The organism is Prevotella sp. HJM029, assembly GCF_000599605.1.
Taxonomy (GTDB): Bacteria; Bacteroidota; Bacteroidia; order Bacteroidales; family Bacteroidaceae; genus Prevotella.
In genome coordinates this window covers 1-313 of record NZ_AZHT01000173.1, presented here as the reverse complement: position 1 = coordinate 313, position 313 = coordinate 1, and the positions used below count along the sequence as shown (strand labels likewise).

General features: G+C 55.3%; 1 protein-coding gene. It reads right to left on the bottom strand.

Annotated features, from left to right (window positions below):
• On the bottom strand, positions 1-313 hold a 313-nt coding region (locus X919_RS16870), incomplete at both ends, for a DUF6261 family protein (protein ID WP_036917479.1).

Here is a 313-nt window from a genome sequence, read left to right as displayed (position 1 = left end):
CGTAGTTGGCACGCACTACGCCGGGATACCTCCTTGCCACCTCTTCGATTTTTTCGGCGGCGCTCACCTCATCGGCATCAGCGCTCAACTGCGCCAAATCCACAGCCTTCATCAAAGCCCTGTAGGCAGTGTCGCGCACGCCGTCCAACTGGTCTAAATCCTTTGAGCCCTCCTTCGTTCGTGGCCTATTCAAAGCCTCGTCCTCGCGCCCTACGGCATCTTTTAAAGGTTTCAACACGGTGGTTAATTTCTCAACTTGTGCCTCTTGGCACATGCGCAGCACATGGCTGGCATACTGGTAGTGCTCCATTCC